This is a genomic window from Echinicola arenosa, assembly GCF_014841125.1.
In the GTDB taxonomy this organism is placed as follows: Bacteria; Bacteroidota; Bacteroidia; order Cytophagales; family Cyclobacteriaceae; genus Echinicola; species Echinicola arenosa.
Genome location: NZ_JACYTQ010000009.1, coordinates 111,286 through 127,367 on the forward strand (window position 1 = coordinate 111,286; position 16,082 = coordinate 127,367).

Annotated in this window: 12 protein-coding genes; 5 read left to right on the forward strand and 7 right to left on the reverse strand. The window is 39.2% G+C overall.

All coding sequences use genetic code 11. The features are described 5' to 3' along the window. The first annotated feature begins 86 nt into the window (after nucleotides 1-86). Nucleotides 87-1,259 (forward strand): 2-isopropylmalate synthase, encoded by a 1,173-nt coding sequence (locus tag IFO69_RS19510; RefSeq protein ID WP_192011824.1) that lies wholly within the window; start codon nucleotides 87-89, stop codon nucleotides 1,257-1,259. 85 nt (nucleotides 1,260-1,344) lie between these two features. Here the strand turns inward: IFO69_RS19510 and ffh are convergent, their stop codons facing one another. Together ffh and IFO69_RS19520 are read right to left on the reverse strand one after the other, a co-directional pair. Beyond that, entirely contained in the window at nucleotides 1,345-2,685 is a 1,341-nt protein-coding gene (gene ffh / locus IFO69_RS19515; RefSeq protein ID WP_192011825.1) for a signal recognition particle protein, read from the reverse strand. 361 nt (nucleotides 2,686-3,046) lie between these two features. Further along, a complete protein-coding gene (locus IFO69_RS19520) occupies nucleotides 3,047-4,414 on the reverse strand; it encodes a glycoside hydrolase family 140 protein (protein ID WP_225444227.1) in 1,368 nt (455 codons plus the stop codon). Nucleotides 4,415-4,523: 109 nt separating this feature from the next. On the opposite strand from IFO69_RS19520, the gene IFO69_RS19525 reads away from it, so the two are divergent. Further along, a complete protein-coding gene (locus IFO69_RS19525; RefSeq protein WP_192011826.1) occupies nucleotides 4,524-5,378 on the forward strand; it encodes an SDR family NAD(P)-dependent oxidoreductase in 855 nt (284 codons plus the stop codon). Here IFO69_RS19525 and IFO69_RS19530 read toward each other — a convergent pair. Continuing rightward, entirely contained in the window at nucleotides 5,375-6,190 is an 816-nt protein-coding gene (locus tag IFO69_RS19530) for an SDR family NAD(P)-dependent oxidoreductase (RefSeq protein ID WP_192011827.1), read from the reverse strand. The genes IFO69_RS19525 and IFO69_RS19530 overlap by 4 nt on opposite strands. Before the next feature lie 213 nt (nucleotides 6,191-6,403). Between IFO69_RS19530 and IFO69_RS19535 the strand changes: the two genes are divergently transcribed. Beyond that, entirely contained in the window at nucleotides 6,404-6,853 is a 450-nt protein-coding gene (locus tag IFO69_RS19535; protein WP_192011828.1) for a DUF4231 domain-containing protein, read from the forward strand. A gap of 51 nt (nucleotides 6,854-6,904) precedes the next feature. Here the strand turns inward: IFO69_RS19535 and IFO69_RS19540 are convergent, their stop codons facing one another. The 4 genes from IFO69_RS19540 to IFO69_RS19555 all read right to left on the reverse strand — a co-directional run bounded on the left by IFO69_RS19540 (nucleotide 6,905) and on the right by IFO69_RS19555 (nucleotide 10,241). Beyond that, complete coding sequence (locus tag IFO69_RS19540; protein ID WP_192011829.1) at nucleotides 6,905-7,303, reverse strand: hypothetical protein; 399 nt, start codon at nucleotides 7,301-7,303, stop codon at nucleotides 6,905-6,907. A gap of 36 nt (nucleotides 7,304-7,339) precedes the next feature. Continuing rightward, nucleotides 7,340-8,335, reverse strand: coding sequence for a hypothetical protein (locus IFO69_RS19545; RefSeq protein ID WP_192011830.1), 996 nt, complete (start codon nucleotides 8,333-8,335; stop codon nucleotides 7,340-7,342). Between the two features lie 22 nt (nucleotides 8,336-8,357). After that, nucleotides 8,358-9,407 carry a toll/interleukin-1 receptor domain-containing protein gene (locus tag IFO69_RS19550; RefSeq protein ID WP_192011831.1) on the reverse strand — a complete coding sequence of 350 codons (1,050 nt, stop codon included), beginning with the start codon at nucleotides 9,405-9,407 and terminating at the stop codon, nucleotides 8,358-8,360. A 291-nt stretch (nucleotides 9,408-9,698) separates the two neighbouring features. Next, nucleotides 9,699-10,241 (reverse strand): hypothetical protein, encoded by a 543-nt coding sequence (locus IFO69_RS19555; protein ID WP_192011832.1) that lies wholly within the window; start codon nucleotides 10,239-10,241, stop codon nucleotides 9,699-9,701. Nucleotides 10,242-10,513: 272 nt separating this feature from the next. Between IFO69_RS19555 and smc the strand changes: the two genes are divergently transcribed. After that, a complete protein-coding gene (smc, locus tag IFO69_RS19560; RefSeq protein ID WP_192011833.1) occupies nucleotides 10,514-14,068 on the forward strand; it encodes a chromosome segregation protein SMC in 3,555 nt (1,184 codons plus the stop codon). Nucleotides 14,069-14,300: 232 nt separating this feature from the next. Beyond that, nucleotides 14,301-15,983, forward strand: a complete 1,683-nt coding sequence (locus IFO69_RS19565; RefSeq protein WP_192011834.1) for a S41 family peptidase — start codon at nucleotides 14,301-14,303, stop codon at nucleotides 15,981-15,983. The last annotated feature ends 99 nt before the right edge of the window (nucleotides 15,984-16,082 follow it).

A 16,082-nucleotide genomic window follows, 5' to 3' on the forward strand; every position in this document is an offset into this window, starting at 1 on the left:
GTTTGAACGTTGGACATATAAAGTTAAGTCAATTTACAATCAAACCATAAGATTTTACTTTAGATTTTAGATAAAACAGAAACATTATGGATAAACGACAAGTACTGATCTTTGACACTACCCTTAGGGACGGAGAGCAAGTCCCTGGCTGTAAGTTGAACACTCCTCAAAAAATTGAGATCGCCAGGCAGCTAGAACTCCTCGGTGTAGATGTTATCGAGGCAGGCTTTCCTATTTCCAGTCCAGGCGACTTCAAATCAGTTGTGGAGATTTCAAAAAGTGTTTCAGAGCCAATCATATGTGGGTTATCCAGGGGCGTGCAGAAGGACATTGAAGTGGCAGCTGAAGCGCTCAAATATGCTAAAAGACCCCGAATACACACAGGTATAGGCACCTCTGCTTCCCATATCAAATATAAATTCAAGAGTACTCCAGATCAAATTCTGGAAAGAGCAGTTGCAGCTGTCAAACATGCTAAATCTTTTGTTGAAGATGTGGAGTTTTATGCTGAAGATGCAGGACGAACTGACAATGAATATTTGGCAAGGGTTTGCGAAGCAGTCATAAAAGCTGGAGCTACTGTACTGAACATTCCAGACACTACCGGTTACTGTTTGCCAGATGAATACGGTGCCAAAATCAAATACTTGATGGACAATGTTAGAGGTATCGAAAATGTTATCATCTCTGCACATTGCCACAACGACCTTGGATTGGCTACCGCAAACTCTATTTCGGCAGTAATGAATGGTGCGAGACAAATCGAATGTACCATTAATGGTATCGGAGAAAGAGCTGGTAATACTTCTCTTGAAGAAGTGGCCATGATCATGAAACAGCATCCTCGCTTAGATGTATACAATAATATCAACTCCAAACTTTTGAACCCAGTGTCCAAATTGGTTTCAGAAAGAATGGGAATGTATGTGCAGCCTAATAAAGCCATTGTGGGATCCAATGCATTTGCTCACTCTTCAGGAATCCACCAAGATGGCGTGATCAAAAACAGAGAAACTTATGAAATCATCGATCCAGCAGAAGTGGGAGTCAATGAATCCCTTATTGTCCTGACTGCAAGAAGTGGAAGGGCGGCGCTTGCTTACAGATCCCATAAGATCGGATATACGTTGACCAAACTTCAGTTAGATGAAGTTTACGAATTATTCTTGGAGTTTGCTGATAGGAAAAAAGAAATCACTGACGAAGATTTACATGAAATCATGAAAGTGGCTAATCTTTCAGGAAAAGTAGAAGCATAAACAATAAAATTGTTATCCATAAAAAAATCCACGGAACTAAGTTCCGTGGATTTTTTTATGTTCTATCTCAAATATTAGTAAAGGCCTATCTTCTTCCTCCTGCCTTAGGCATTAAATTACCCAAAGCGCGTTGTGCCCCACCCATTTTGTTCATTTGCTTCATCAGCTTTCTCATATCAGAAAATTGCTTCATCAGGTTATTCACCTCCTGAATGGTCCTACCGCTACCATTGGCAATACGCTTTCTTCTACTTCCATCGATGACATCAGGATTCTCCCTTTCCAAAGGTGTCATACTTCTAATGATGGCTTCAATAGGTTTAAAGGAATCATCATCAATATCCAAACCTTTGATGGCTTTGCCCATACCAGGAATCATGCCCATCAAGTCTTTCAGGTTACCCATCTTTTTGATTTGCTCCAATTGGGAAAGGAAATCATCAAAGTTGAATTGGTTCTTACGGATCTTGGCATTGATTCTTTTGGCTTCATCCTCATCAAAAGACTGCTGTGCCCTTTCTACCAAAGAAACAACATCTCCCATACCTAGGATACGCTGAGCCATACGGTCTGGATAGAAAACATCAAGGTTTTCCATCTTCTCACCGGTAGATATAAACTTGATCGGTTTATCTACAACGTGACGAATCGAAATGGCAGCACCACCACGGGTATCACCATCCAATTTGGTCAAAACAACACCATCGAAATTCAATCGCTCATCGAAAGTCTTTGCCGTATTCACCGCATCCTGACCCGTCATGGAATCTACCACAAAAAGGGTCTCGGCTGGTTTCAGATTTTCTTTCAATTCAGCGATCTCGTTCATCATCTGCTCATCTACTGCCAGACGTCCAGCTGTATCGACAATGACCGTTTTCTTGCCATTTTTCTTGGCATATTCTATCGCTCTGGAAGCAATCTCCAAAGCATTTTTATTTTCAGGTTCAGCGTAAACCTCCACTCCTATCTGCTCACCCAAAGTCTTCAGCTGCTCAATGGCCGCAGGACGATAGATATCACAAGCTACCAAAAGTACTTGGCGACCTTGCTTCTTAAGATGAGTGGCCAACTTACCAGAGAAAGTCGTCTTACCAGACCCCTGTAGACCTGATATCAACACAATTCCAGGATCACCCTTCAGGTTAATATCTTCTTTGGAGCCTCCCATCAATTTGGTCAGCTCTTCTTGGGTGATTTTCACCAAAAGTTGCCCAGGAGAAACTGAGATCAATACATCCCTTCCCAAAGCTTCTTCCTTGATGGTGTCAGTAACTTCTTTGGCTACTTTATAGTTAACATCCGCATCTATCAGGGCCCTTCTAATCTCCTTGACCGTGGTGGCCACATTGATTTCAGTAATCTTCCCTGTACCTTTCAGGGTCTTAAATGCTCTATCTAGTTTAAAACTAAGATTATCAAACATGTGCTCTTTTCTTCTATTTACTGCAAAAATACAATAAAATAATTTTTATAGAAGGCAACATGTATTTATCTCAAAATTTCTTTTCAATCAATTAACAATAAAAAGTAGAGTCAGTTCCGGGACTTTTAAATCGTTACAGCAGTTCCAAAACAAGGTTTAAAAACAAATTCATCTACCGAAACAAAGCTTTATTCACACCATAAAACCTATAAAATACCGCGATTACGGTATTTTATTTTAAAAAAAATACCCGTACATTAGAATTACTGTTTCACTTTTTCAATCATGAAAGTAAAAATATACTTTACTTTTTATTTTTAATCCTAAGAAGAAGGCCGCTGGATATTACCGGCGGCTTTTTTTAATTCGCCTGCACCACCAATACCCAATCACTTCCTCTTCCAGCTGAGTGAGGTGTAAATAATTCTTCTTGACCAGCCATTAATTCCATGCTATGAATCCGATGCCCATCTCTTGGGTTAAACCAATAAGCCTCAAAACTATCCCCTTTGAGCTTTGAAAAGTCTACCTGAACTGACCTTCCATAGGGCGTGTAGACTACTGCCAGCTTACCATCTTCCCGAATAGCAGCCATTTGGTAGGATGCACCTTCAGGGTTTTCATTGACAATCAAAGATTGGTTTGGCAACAATTGATACCATTTGATCTTTTCAAAAAATGTTTTCATCATCCCCATCTGTATTGCACCAATATGGTGGAGAGCGGTTTGCCAATTGGTCCTCGCCATAGAAATCGGTACTCGACCTTCTTCCCACATTTGCCAAATATTATGATTTCCATAAGTGTGTCCTGCCGCCCCAGATAGCATACTCCAGTATGCTGCCTGTCTAACATCAAAGTCATCAAACCAGCCCAACTCTGCTCCTTTCCAGTTTACTGGGTGATCTTCATACCTAGGCTCTCCGTCTATGGTTGGTTTTAAGTTTTGTAAGGAAAGATTTTTCCTGTTGAACTGATAATTGGCAGCATCTCTAGCCCCATGTCCAGACTGAAAAAGATGAAGATCTATCCATTCGGCATCGGCAAAAAAGTCAGAAGAATTGCTCCAACCTTGAGGGTGATAAGTGATCAACTGTTTTTCTTTGACCACTTGATTGATCCCTTTGGCCATGGCTTCAATTACCTGATAATGTGTTGGATTCTCTGGGTTTCTATCCCCTCCCAATATCCAGATCACTTGATCATCTTTATATCTTTCTGCCAATATTTTTCCAAATCGTAGAGCATTTACCTTGTTGAAAATCTCTGGACCTACCCCCCATTTCTTATTGAACTTATCTCCCCAAGTTGGCAGTAAACCGACAAACATTCCCAAGCTATTGGCTTTCCGGATCACAAAATCTACATGTTCAAAGTAAGCTTCATTAAGATGGTTGGGGTCTTGGTTATCAAGGGGAAGTGCGCCGTAGGCATTTGGAACGGTCAAACCACCTAATTCAGCCAAAACCACCGCCTGGATTACTGTAAACCCTTTGGAAGCCCGATCCTCTAAGTAGAGAGTGACTTCTTCCCTGTTTAAGCGATGAAAGAGTTCCCAAGCGGTATCTCCTAACCAAAAAAAGGGTTTACCATCGCACTCAAGGTAATGATGGTTTTCACTTACTTTTAAGTTTTGGGCGAATAAAGGACGAATACTGATTATGGAACAAAGAATCCAGAAAAGGAAAAAGCGGAGCGCTACCATAATTGTCTTTACGATTAGTTTCAAAACCAACAAAAGTTAAGAAACTACTTCCATACCTCCATAGTATTCAAACAATTATAAGTAATTTGTATAAAATCCATAGATCTAGAAATAAACCAACAAACACTAAACCATGGACAAAAAAACCTGTATTGTGACCGGGGCCACTTCTGGAATAGGGCTAGGAATTGCGAAAGGGCTGGCCAAAGAGGGAGTAATCTTGATACTGATTGCCCGAAATGCTACAAAAGGAGAAAAACTGATGAATCAGTTGCAATCAACCTACCCATCATCAAAAATTCACTTTTACCCCACAGACCTTTCCTCCCAAAAACAAATCAGAGCCACTTCAGAAAAAATAAGGCGGAATCACCAAATAATTGACGTCCTGATCAATAACGCGGGGGTCTGGACTTCAGAAGCCAAGCTGACTGAAGATGGCATCGAAGAGCAATTTGCAGTCAATCACCTCGCTTATTTCCTTCTTACCCATTTACTCTACCCCCAACTTGCCAAATCACAGGATGCCAGAATAATCTGCATGGGATCCAATTCACACCAATATGGTAAAATCAATTTTATTAACCCCAACCTAACCGACGAATATCACGGACTGAAGGCTTACGGACAATCAAAATTGGCCAACCTTTTGTTTGTATACGAACTGGAAAGAAGAAAGCCTGACAATATCATTTCCACCTTCTGTGTTTCTCCAGGTTTGGTCAAAACAGATATTGGTGTCAAACACACCAATCCGTTTCATAGCCTCATGTGGAAACTAAGAAGATTGACAGGAAAGTCACCAGAAAAAGCTGCAGAAACCCCTATCTTTCTAGTCCTAGCAGATAAGAACTTAGCACCAAGCGGTCTTTATTGGGAAAACCTAAAACCTAAACCTTCCTCTAAATCTTCTCACTCAAAGGAGCAAGCATCAAAACTATGGGAGCTCAGTAAGCAGTTATGTCAAATCGATAAGTTTTTTGGCTAGGTCTTGTAAACCCTAAACAGCTTTTCTAACAATGGCATTTTTATTGACCTAGGAAGCTTACTGCCTAGCCAAAAGAAAAATGCATTTATATACCCAGGCACTATCACTAATTTGCCTTTCAGCATACCATCAATGGCTATTTTGGCCACTTGATCTGGCATCATCAACAGTAACTTTGATCGTTTTCCATGTGCATTCATTCTGCTCAATCCATCTGCATTGGTTAAGACAGGCCCAGGACAAATCACACTGACAGACACCTTGGTTGGCTTTAATTCTTCTCTTAGGGCCAGTGAAAATGCATAAACAAAGTTTTTAGTCCCGGTATACACTGCTTTATAAGGTAAAGGAAGCGTCGCCTCTATGCTGCTCATATTCAAAATGTAGGCTTTTGGCTGTTGTTGTAATAGCTTTAAGAAATAAAAGGTGAGTTCTATAAAAACACGGTTGTTCAATGTTATCATGTAATTGGCTTCCTTTATTTCCATTTCACTAAAAGTCCCACTTTTGCCAATCCCTACATTGTTGATCAATGCAGTTATTGGAAATGCATTTTCCATCACCCATTCAAAAACTTTTAATGGTGCCTGCTCTTTGGCCAAATCGATGCAAAAAATACGACAGTCAACCCTATACCATTGACAAAGATCTTGCATCAACCGGTTCAGTGCCACTTGGTCATCGGACACTAAAAGCATATTCATTCCTTTGGAGGCACACTCACAAGCCATAGCTCTTCCAATACCCTTACAGGCTCCAGTGACCAGGGCATAATTGCCATTTATTTTCTTTTGAATACTTTGCCTTTTCAACCTTGAAACCCACTAGCAATACATTGGATAAAAGTCCTCTCACAAAAATAACACACTGACAATAAACCAAATAGTCCAACAGTCATTTAAAAGTAAAATAGTATAAAACGCTAAATCTCTTTCATGGGATATGGTGGATTTTCAGGATATCGTTATATTAAAGTAATTAAGCCAGTATTTGTTCATTCATTTCACTTTAAGCCATACAAAATCATGACACCTGAAGAATACATAGAAGAAAGAGTAAACTTTCAAATGGACTGGTACGAAAGAAAAGCCTCGCATAATAAAAACCTCTTTATCTGGAAAGAAGGACTGACCATTGTTTTTGCTGCACTAATTCCTTTTTTTGCTGGGCTGGATTCTGATGGCAAAATACTTCCTTTGACCATTGCTGTCCTGGGCGTATTGGTAACCGTACTCACTGGTCTAGCTTCCATCCTCAAATTGGAAAAAAAGTGGATCGAATATCGAACTACCGCCGAAATGCTAAAACACGAAAAATACCTTTTCTTAACCAATGCTGCCCCTTATTCCGATCCCGCATCAAGTTATCCGAATTTTGTCAGCAAGATCGAAAGTCTTATCAGCAAAGAAAACACCACTTGGAACAATTACATTAAAAATAACAATGTGCCCCCTCCAACATCTCCCAAACCTTAAAGAGAAAATGTGGATAGTATAACATGTTGTTTGAGCTAATTTTATGATGCTCTAAAAAGCCAGAATCAAAGGATCGCCTTTTTCCGAGGTCAGTTCTATTCTGATGATATTCTCATTGTCATCTGTGATAAAAACGCCTGAATATTTGATATCGCCACTTCCTCTCTGTATGACAAACTCTATATTATATCCACTGAATTTGCCACTAAGGAGGTTTCCATCCAAATCAGATTGGTTTCCAAAATGCTGTTCGGTGCCTGCGAAAATCCCGGATTCCACATTTTGGTTCTCTGAATCAGGCCTCAGTTCTATAAAGTGATCTTCATCATTGACGTCAGGCCAAGTAGCGCTAAACAATGGAATAAAGACGACGGCCTCTACCCCACAACTCACATTAAGTCCTAAGAAAAGGACAAAAATGCCGATTCTGATAAAATTTGAAATTCTCATGGTTCAATTTTGTTTTCGTTGGTCAACTAACTCGTATTAAATCTGCTTCTTCAGTTGGGAAAGAAAGACACTCTCTTTCACTTCTAAAACACCAATCTTTCTATCCAATTCATCGGTGATCTTCTCCGAATCCTTTAAGATTTCTTCCTTTTTACTCTTCTTTTCTTTTTTGCTGAGCCCTGAATAATCTATAATTTCCAAGAGTACTTCATTTAAGCCCAAAATCTCTTGCTTATGGATGTCATTCATGATCATATCATGAATACCTTGCAATTCACCCCCTAAATCTTCTCCCCAAGTTTCTTTGAAATCAAGTATGTATGAGGGGCCTTTCTCATTGAGTTCTGTAAACACTTCATTATAATCTCCAACGATCTTATTGATTTCGGACAGGTAGTCACTGTTGGTAAAGGCATATTGGGAAACCTGCTTAAAATGGCTGTTCACATCTTTTACTTTGACCAAATAGCTGGACAGCCAGGAAGAGATAAACTCATATTGTCCCCTTTTTATTTCAAGATTTTCCTTTTCATGAAGCATGGTCACTAGGTTACGCATGGCTTCTTTGCGGCTTCTATTGTCATTGATAATACCTCGCTTGATCAGAATACTACCTTTTCTAAGAATGACTCCATCCAAATCCTGAAAAGTCACCGTCACCTCGTACTCACCACTTTGCACATCATCGAACACCTCTCCAAATGCCACTGCGTCTGCGCTGACAGCCCGTAAACTATCCCTACTGGCTTCAGATACGGTATTCATAGCAGATATTCGCTTTTCCATATCCCTATGAGCAATCACCCTATTATAATTGCGGCGTTCCAGCACCGTATATATTCCATAGCTAATCAGTTCTGTCTCAAAATCCTCCGTAAAAAGTACTCCAATATCCTCCATCTCAGCATCACTCACTGCAAAATCCCAGACATAAACCACCGAATCAGCCATATTGGAGGTTTTAGCCAAAGCTCCATTTATCCCGAAGTTACAGATTATAAGACACAGCAAAATCCAACTTATCTTTTTCATTCCATCATGATTTTTGACTCAATCAATTACACATGCTTAATTCCTCAATATCATTTTTGATTACACGGTCAACCTTACAAGTATCTGTTTTGCCTCTGAGCTCTATGCGGTGAGTTCCCTGTTTTTCTTTGACTTCCAGTTTGATAAAAATCAAGTTTCTTTCTAAAACCAAACCAGGCCCCCCATCCACCCACACTTCCGCTTGACTCATCCTTGAAGGCACGACCAAGTTCACCTCAAAAGTTTTGCGTTCGCTTTCTTCAGGATGAATTTCATTTGTCTTGACCAAAGGCTTGTTTTGAGGCGTTTCACCTTCTTTTTCATCATTTGCGGGTACTTCCCTAAGCAAACTGTCGGGAATCCCTAAATTTCCTCTTTCCACCATAGGCGCTTGATTTCTTCCCAACCAAAGCCAAACTCCCAGACAAACAACGATCAAAGCGGCCAAAACTCCTCCTACATATTTGATTCCTGGCCTGACACTAAACCCTCCAAAATCAGCATCATGCTTCTCCTCTATTAAGCTGATGATCTGAGAAAAATCAGATTTTATATGCTTTTGGGTATTGAGGTAATTGATATCCTTTAAAATGCTTGTCAGCTTTGCAATATTATTTCTGATTGCTTGGTATAGGTTCAGGTCTTCAGTGATTCCCTGAATATTGCTGAGCTGCTCCAGTTTCCTAATCTTCTCATCCAATTGCTTGGATTTCACTTCCCAATATTTGACCAACTCCACCCGGTCTGCTGCATCTGAAATGCTGACCTCATCCAAAACGATCGGATAAATCCTTTCATAGAATAATTTATTCTCAAAAATTTTCAGCAACTCATACATGCAATATTCCGACTTAAAATAGTCGTTACTGATTATCAGGATTACATATTTCCCCTGCCCAATTTTATCCATAAAATCCTGGATTCTACCCTTGTACTGTAATTCTGATTTGTCGCGCATAAAGCGTGCACCTCGTCTGGTCAACTCATCCTCCAAAGCGTCTGCAATAGCTTCACTTTCCTTATTCCAAGCATAAGAAAGGTAGATTTCCAGTTTTTCTCTGCCATTAGACATATTCAAAAGTTTACCGAATTCCCATTACCCTTGTTAGATACAAAATGAATTTTAAACAAAATGAAAAAAGTCATTTTGTAAACAAACAACTCACTCCTCAAAACAATCACAACCAATTCAAAAACAGACGATTACAATCAACAACCACTTACACACAATATAAAAAAATCACTCCAAATGAAGCTTAAATTCCACTGAAATTCACAATTACATTATTTCTTGATTATGGGCAAAAAAAAGGAGCCAATGGCTCCTACTTGTGTTTAATGGGGTATCTAGTACTTCTATTCCCTAAAAAGTCCTTCTCTTTAAAATCTCCGAAACTACCACAGCATCTCTCAAAGACTGAGGATCTTTCAGCATTCTCCTATATCGGTTATAACTGGCAGATTCCTCTGCCACATCTTCCACTTCTTTCAAAATTTTCTCATCAGAATTAATTTTCACCTGATCATCCAGCTTTACCAAAGATTTACCTTTTTCTGTATGGTCAGCCTGATAAGTCCCTTCATAATATTGGATTTCAGGTTGTCTTCTTATTGGTTCGGGAACTTTCTCCAACTTTTCATAGGATGGCTTTTCTACAGGCGGGTGATACTCATAGGCCTCCTGTTGATTTGCCTCTTCCTCCTCAAGCTCCTCTTTTTGTTGTCCTTGGCGGATTTCTCTCAAAAGTTCTTCAAAAGTCGTAGGCGTCTTGCGAGGTTGCTTATCAGCAGGCAAGCCTTGCTCTCCAGTAGCTTCATCTCCCGTAGGCTTTTTCTTTTTGGTCAAAGCATTGAAAATAAAAAAAACTATTGTCAAAACGATATAAATCAAAGTTCCGTTATCCACCGATCAACTATTTTTGGTTAAGAGCAAGGTACAAAAAAATTCCAATCTCTACATAAGGAAAACTAGCTACAACTGCTTTCACTCAGAAAAACAAAGAGTTATTCATTTCCTTAAAATTGCTTTTATCTTCTCAGACAAGAACAGGTAAACCACTCTAAATTCCCTTATTTACTTTTTAGGCTGTTCTTGCCATGAAGTAACAACGATGTACACTTGCTTATTACCCTGATCTGATTAATTTTGTTTGTCTTAATCTATTTTATTGAGCATACATGCAGCTAACCAAGCTTGAGATCAGGGGTTTTAAAAGTTTTGGGGACAAGGTCACCATTCATTTTGACAAGGGCATTACAGGTATTGTAGGCCCCAATGGCTGCGGCAAGTCCAATGTAGTGGATTCGATCCGCTGGGTGCTGGGAGAACAAAAAACCAGAATGCTGCGCTCAGACAAAATGGAAAATGTGATTTTCAATGGTACCAAAAACAGAAAGCCCACCAATCTTGCTGAGGTTTCCCTTACTTTTGAAAACACCAAAAACCTCCTTCCTACGGAGTACACGCATGTGACCATCACTCGTAGGTATTACAGATCTGGAGAAAGTGAGTATTTACTTAATGGCATTGCCTGTCGTCTTAAGGACATTAACAACCTCTTTATGGACACAGGAATCCAATCCAACAGCTATGCCATCATCGAACTGAAAATGATCGATGAGCTGCTCAATGATAAAAACAATTCAAGAAGAGACCTATTTGAAGAAGCTGCCGGTATTTCCAAGTTCAAAACCCGTAAAAAGGAAACCCTGAAAAAGCTAGAGGATACTGATGCCGACTTGGACCGTGTTGAGGATTTGCTCTATGAGATAGAAAAGAACCTCAAATCACTCGAAAAGCAAGCTAAGCAGGCCGCCAAGTATTTTGAGATCAAAAAATCTTATAAGGCTTCCAGTATTGCATTGGCTAAAATCAGCGTCAGAACACATACGGATAATCTTATCGGAGCCAATGAGAGAATTACGGCTGAAAATGACCGAAAGCTTCAACTCAATAACCAAATCACGACCAAAGAGGCAGAATTGGAAAAAACCAAGTCTGACCTGATCCATAAAGAAAAACTGCTTTCTACCCGCCAGAAGACACTCAACGAGCATGTCAATAAAATCAGGCAATTTGAAAGTGAGAAAAAAATAAAAAACGAACGATTAAGATTCCTGGAAGATCGTTCTATGAAATTGCGTGAGCAGATCGATCAGGACCGTAAATCCAATGACCGTGCAGGCTTCAGTATCCGTTCTTTGGAACAAGAAAAAGAAGTCGCTGAAAAGCTTTTAGCTGAAAAGGAGCTTACTGTAGAAAACTTAAAAGCAGATTACGAAGAGCAGAAATCTGCCCATGCCATTCTTCAGGAAAGACAAAAGGTACTCAGTAAGGATTTTTCCTCCCGCAAGGATGCTATCTATCAACTAAGCAAAGACCTAGAGATCAAACAAATTCAGCTTAGTTCCTTAAAACAGGAATTGGAAAAGACGGCTTCGGATGACAACAGCCAAGAGGCCAACCTTGCTGATTTTGAAGAAAAATTGGTTGTTCTAAAGGATGAGTTGGATAGCAAAACAGATCAACTCTCCCAAATAAAGGCCAAAGAAGAAGATCAAAACCAAAAAATCGAAGAATCCAACCATACCATTGAACTGATCAGGGAAGAAGTTACCCAATTAGGAAGGAAATTAGATGCCAAATCCAATGAGTTCAACCTCACCAAGTCTTTGGTAGAAAATTTAGAAGGCTTTCCTGAAGCGATTAAGTTCCTAAAAAAGAATTCCAGTTGGGGCAAAGACACACCTCTCCTTTCAGATATTCTGACGACGAGTGAAAACTACCGAGTCAGCATAGAAAACTACCTAGAAAGCTACATGAACTATTATGTAGTGGACACAGAAGCCCAGGCCATTGCTGCAGTGAACTTATTGAGTGATGCGGCCAGAGGCAAGGCCAATTTCTTTGTATTGGAACATTTTGAAAGGTTCAAACCCTCACAGAACAAACTGTTCGCCAATGCTATTGCTGCAACGGAAATCATTGAATATGATGAAAAGTACAGTAAACTGATCAGCTATATCTTGGACGATGTCTACATTGTCCAAGGTGAAATCAAGGATATTCCGCAAGATGATAACACCATTTTCATCACTGAAAGTGGCAAATACACTAAGCGTAAATTCAGTATTTCAGGTGGATCCGTAGGACTTTTTGAAGGCAAGCGAATAGGTCGGGCAAAAAACCTTGAAAAGCTGGAAGTGGAAATCAAGGAACTGAACAAGAAAGTCAGCACTGCCCGCTCCAATTTGGATAGAAAGGTCAGTGACCTGATGAAGCTTAAAGAAGTTTCCTATAAAAAAGATATTGAAGGCCTCCAAGCTGGAATCAGTGAGGTCAACCAACAATATATCTCCATCAAAACCAAGAAGGAGCAGTTGGCTGAAATGCTCTCTACCAATGCCAACAAGCGAGAGGATATTTTGGAGAAAATTGACAGCCTTTCGGAAGAAGTCAATGAAATTGGACCTCAACTGAATGAACAAAAACAAGGTTTTGACGGTATGGAAGAAGAGCTCGAGATCATCAACGAGCAATTGCTAACCGAGGAAGAAAGTCTTGCCGTAAGGTCCAGCAATTACAACCAAGAAAACATCCAATACCACCAGCACCTCAACAAGGTCAACAGTTTGGAACAGGAAATTTCGTTCAAAAAAAGTGCTTTTGAAAACAGTAAGGAAAGGATCGAAAAATCCCAATCCGAACTGAGTAATATCGATCAAGAAATCAAAGGTCTTTTGGACAACAATGAGATCAAAGATGATGAATTGATCGAATTGTATACCGAAAAAGAGTCCATCGAATCAGGTGTCACGGAAGCAGAGAAAAACTACTATGCTTCCCGTGGCAATATCGATGAAATGGAAAAGGCCATTCGTGAGCTTCAAAAGCAAAAAGAGGGCATTGATGCCATCATCATGGAACTGCAGGAATCCCTCAATGAAGTCAAACTGAAGCTCAGCAGTATGAAAGAAAGGCTGAGCGTGGAATTTGAAATTGATTTGGATGGCTTGATGCAAGAAGACCCTGAGGTGGCTGAAGAGTACCAGGGCAAGGATGTTGAGGAAATTCGTGAGGAAGTTCAAAAAGCCAAGCAGCGGTTGGAAAAGATTGGTCCCATCAATCCTATGGCCATGGAAGCCTATGATGAGATCAAAGAGCGCCATACCTTTATAACCTCACAAAAAGAAGATTTAGAGAAAGCCAAAAATTCCTTAGTAGAGACCATAAAAGAAATTGATTCTGTGGCAAAGGAAACTTTCTTAACAGCCTTTGATCAGATCAAGACCAACTTTATCAAAGTATTCCGCTCACTGTTTACTGCAGAAGATGATTGTGACCTGAGGTTGACTGATCCAGACAATCCACTGGACAGCACCATTGAGATCATGGCTAAACCTAAAGGCAAGCGGCCATTAACGATCAACCAGCTTTCAGGTGGAGAGAAGACCTTAACGGCCACTTCCCTACTCTTTTCGATTTACCTACTGAAGCCAGCACCATTCTGTATCTTTGATGAGGTGGATGCCCCACTGGATGATGCCAATATTGACAAGTTCAACCAAATTATCCAAAAGTTCTCCCACGAGTCCCAGTTTATCATTGTAACCCATAATAAGCGGACCATGGCCAGTACCGATATCATTTATGGTATCACCATGATCGAAGCGGGTGTATCAAGAGTGGTTCCGGTGGATTTGAGGGAATTGGAGGATATTATTGAGGATTAATTCATTTTATTTATAAGCTAAGGAGGATTTAAAATCCTCCTTTTATCTTCAAGGAATCCTACTTTTTGAAGAGTCCATTATCTCTTTTTACAAAATTTAACAAACAAAAACCTTTACCTAACCAACGACAAACCTCAAACTTACTACTTTAACATCTTTTATATTTTATTCATTAGTCATTTTTTAGAAACTGCAGCTACATTTTATGCACCATTCATTTTTAAGCATTCTTATGAATTCAAAAAGTTATTTGATGGCCGTTATTCTTACACTTTGTTTTATTTTCGATGCAAGCTCCCTAACCATAGAGTCACTTAGCGGAACCGAAAAAGTAAAGCAGTTTGGACTGGTCTGGGGACTGATGAAATATCACCATCCCCATGTGAGTAAAGGAAAATACGACTGGGACAAAGTATTTGTATACAAAATCAACGAATTAGAAGACGTTAAAAGCCAAGCAGAGCTGAATATATTTTTACTTGATTTTGTAAACAGTGTAGACCCCGGAAAAATTAAAACCTCAACAGACCTTGAAGGATTTTTTACTGAAAACTATGATTATGACTGGATCGAAAAGTACGAACCCTTACCTGATCTGCACTCCATATTGTCCAAACTAAGGGACAATACCAATATCAAAAGCCATTATATAACTCACCATACTTTTACATCAATTCCAACCTTTGGTAATGAAAAAGGTTTTGATGGTTTTGACTACACCCTTAAAAGCCATAGGCTATTGACGCTTTTTAGCTTCTGGAATGTGATCCAATATCATTATGTCAATAAATACCTTATGGAGGAAAACTGGCTAGACATGCTAGATGAATTTATCTTGGGATTTTCAGAATGTAAATCAAAGTTTGACTATGAAAAAGCTAAATCAAATCTTTTTGTACATTTAAATGATTCACATTCTTTCTATTACAGCCAAGAATTGAGTGATTCTTTAATGGCCTACAAACTTCCAATTGGAGTAAATATGATTAATGACACCTTAGTCGTCTCATTCGTAACAAAAACTCTAGAAGAGGAATACGATATAAAGCTGGGGGATTTAATTTTTGAAGTGGACGGAAAAAGTATTCAAGCTAACCTGAATGATAAAGTAAAGTCATTGCTTTCATCCTCGAATAATACCTACTTAAAAAAATGGGCCAACTGGATACTTGTTAGTAGTCAAGAAAACATGGAATTGACCATTAAACGAGATAATCAAATCATAAAAAAGTCACTTAATCTAACCAATCCCAGTAAAGCGAATAACTACACTTCTCTCAAATCTTCCACCCCTACCGAAAAATGGAAAATCATAGAAGATAACATGGGTTATTTGAATCTTAAATCTGTTACAAATGATAATTTAAAAACAGCCTTTCAAGATTTTTCTGGCACGAAGGGGATAATTATTGATTTAAGAAACTATCCAAAAAACATCCAAATCGCTGCTCTTGCAAAGTATCTTTATCCTGAAAAGAAAAAATTCATCAAGACTATTTCTCCAATTCCCAACAGACCTTCGTTAGCACATTACGACAAAGCACCGCTAAAAATCATAAAAAACCCCTTTAAAGCAGGTAGCAAAAACCCAAAGTATTATAAAGGAAAGGTTATATTACTGGTCAACAAAACTACAATGAGTCAAGCTGAATATATTGGTATGGCCATACAAGCCTCGCCAAACTGTATAACTGTAGGAGAAAATACCGCTGGAGCCCAAATGAACATAGCTTCATTTACCCTACCAGATAAATCCGAAATCAATTTCACGAGTTTGGGAGCGTTTTATCCAGATGGAGCCGGAGCACAAAGAAAGGGCTTAAAAATTGATTATTATGTAGAAGAAACCACTTCCAACTTCCTACAAGACCAATATATACTGAAAGGGGTTGAATTAATCAATTCAACTCATTAGGCAATTCTACTATAGATGATTTAAAATCCTCCATTAATAATGACTCGGAATTTAAAATTCCAAATAGTCAAACTTCCTCTGATGTTCCTTGTAATCTCA